The sequence below is a fragment of the uncultured Thiodictyon sp. genome, assembly GCA_903837595.1.
In the GTDB taxonomy this organism is placed as follows: domain Bacteria; phylum Pseudomonadota; class Gammaproteobacteria; order Chromatiales; family Chromatiaceae; genus Thiodictyon.
This window is the reverse complement of the sequence record CAILVI010000197.1, coordinates 1-2,297: the sequence shown is the minus strand read 5'-3', so window position 1 is coordinate 2,297 and position 2,297 is coordinate 1. Positions and strand designations below refer to the sequence as shown.

Annotated in this window: 3 protein-coding genes; 1 reads left to right on the top strand and 2 read right to left on the bottom strand. The window is 69.4% G+C overall.

Annotation, left to right across the window (positions count from 1 at the left end; translation table 11 throughout):
• Positions 1-90: 90 nt before the first annotated feature.
• Positions 91-954: a penicillin-insensitive murein endopeptidase gene (mepA, locus tag QZY44_RS10875; protein ID WP_295446072.1), complete on the top strand. Its 864-nt coding sequence runs from the start codon at positions 91-93 to the stop codon at positions 952-954.
• A gap of 14 nt (positions 955-968) precedes the next feature.
• Here mepA and yvcK read toward each other — a convergent pair whose 3' ends face one another.
• Together yvcK and QZY44_RS10865 are read right to left on the bottom strand one after the other, a co-directional pair.
• The gene (gene yvcK, locus QZY44_RS10870) at positions 969-1,904 is read right to left on the bottom strand and encodes a uridine diphosphate-N-acetylglucosamine-binding protein YvcK (protein ID WP_295446070.1); all 936 of its coding nucleotides are present in this window, start codon (positions 1,902-1,904) and stop codon (positions 969-971) included.
• A 212-nt stretch (positions 1,905-2,116) separates the two neighbouring features.
• A partial coding sequence (locus QZY44_RS10865) for a hypothetical protein (protein ID WP_295446068.1) occupies positions 2,117-2,297 on the bottom strand: 181 nt, incomplete at its 5' end.

Genomic DNA, 2,297 nt, shown 5'->3' with positions numbered 1-2,297 from the left:
GATCTCCCCGGCCGCGACGAACCTCGGCACCGCGCCCCAATCGCCCCAAGTCCGGCATTTGTTCATCACCCCGCCTTCGGATGCCCGATCATGCCTCGCGCCCTGCCCTACCCCGTTCGTCTCCTGTTCGCCGCCATACCCGCCCTGTGCGCGTGGCTGCTCTGGGCAGGCCAAACCACGGCGGCGACCCCCTGGGCCGCGGTCATCAACCCGAGCCGCGGACCCGCCCAGGTCATCGGCACCCCGGCCAACGGCTGCGTCGGTGGGGCCGACACCCTACCGGAGAGCGGTCCCGGTTATGTGAGCGTACGGCGCGCCCGCCACCGCTTCTACGGCCACCCGGAACTGTTGCGTCTGTTGGAACAACTGGGACAGACCGCGGCGCGGCGCCACTTCGGTCTGGTGATGATCGGCGACCTCAGCCAACCCCGCGGCGGGCAGATGCCCTCCTCCCATCACAGCCACCAGAACGGGTTGGACGCGGATATCTGGTTCACCCTGGCGCCCACCCCCGAGGCGGCGCGCCGGCTGATGGACGACCAACGGGACCCGCCGAGCATGGTCCTGCCCGTGAGTCTCGCGAGCAGTAACGCCTGGGGCGAACCCCAGCGCTTCCTGCTGGAGAGCGTCGCCCGCAATCCGGCGGTGGACCGGATCTTCGTCAACCCCGGGATCAAGCGGGCGGTCTGCAACGAGGTCACGGGCGATCGTACCTGGCTGCGCAAGCTGCGGCCCTGGTGGGGTCACGATTCACATTTCCATGTGCGCATCCGCTGCCCCGCGGGCAGCCCCAAGTGCGAGCCGCAGGCAGCCTTACCGGCGGGCGACGGCTGCGGGCCGGAACTGGCCTGGTGGTTCAAACCGGAGGCCACCGGCAAGACTAGAAAGAAGGATGAGCCTCGACCCGACGTCATCGCCCCCGCGGCCTGTATGGCCGTGCTGAGCGACCGCTGAACGGCGGTGCGCGTTCAGCCGCCCAGGCAGCGTTCGATCGCCTGCGCCAGAAGTGTCGGTTCGTGCACACGCGGGTCGCTCGCCGCCAGCGGCGCGACCACCAACTGAACCCCGTCCAAGCACGGAGCGGGCCGCGAGGCCGGCCACAGCAACTGATCGAAGACCTGGACCTCTAACACCTCCCGGGTCCATTGCAGCAGCGCCGCCGGCTCCAGCAGACCCACCGGACCGGGCTCCGGGTGCAGGTTACCAATCAGCACCCGCGGCGCCCGTGACGCGGCCACCGCGGCGCGAAAATCGGGGAGCAACAGGGCCGGCAGGATGCTGGTCATGAAGCTTCCCGGCCCAAACAGGATCAGGTCGGCGTCCACCACCGCCGCAACCGCCTCCGGGGTGGCCGCCACCCGGGGGTCGAGCCAGATGCGCGGCGGCACCTGGGTCATCGCCTCCAGCTCGATCTGCCCATGCACCGAGCGACCGTCGGCGTAGCACGCGGCCAAATGCGCAGGAGACTCGCACATGGGCAGCAGGTGCAGTTTCAACCCTAAGACGTCGCGGACCAGATCGATGGCCTGCAGCGGGCGCACGCAGAGTTGGTCCAGTGCCAGCATGATCAGGTTGCCCAGGCTGTGCCCGGAGAGCTCCCCCGCATCGACAAAGCGGTATTCCAGCAGCCGGCTCCCCAGCGTCGGTTGATCCACCACCTGGTTGATACAGTTGCGGATATCACCCCAGGCGATGCCCCCCGCCTGCTCCCTGATCCAACCGGTCGAGCCCCCGTTGTCCGTGGTGGCGACGACCCCCGTGAGGCGCCCCCCGAGAAAGCTCAGCGCACGCAGCGTCCGCCCCAGGCCAGTGCCGCCGCCGATCGCCACCACGCCGCCCAGGGCCGCGAGGCGCGGCAGGCACAGGGGCGCGGCAACGCGGGTCGGTTCGACTAAATCCGGCATGTGCCTGCGCCAAGGATCATGGGGGGCCCCTAAATGAACGCCAATCTAACTGTCTATTGTAGCCGTTGCCCGGACGCCGATGCGTTTGTACAAACCCGCTGCGGTGGCCGCGGTCATGCACTTGGCAATCCGGAGGACCAGGCACGCCCGCTGCGCACCTGAACCTGGCGCGGCCCGGCCTGATCCGCTCCGCGGGCCGGGCCGCGCCAGGTTCAGGCGCTCCGCTGCCACCTGCCGGACTTGCCTGGCTCACGACTCCTGAACTCGGGCACAACGCAAGCCCAGGCCGGCACTACGGCCGTCGGGCTGATGGCGTTCAGCGCTTCCTGGAGCCCACCGGTGCCGGAGAGGTCGGCGACCAGCGTTGAGCCGGAGTTCGTCGACGTTCCTGCG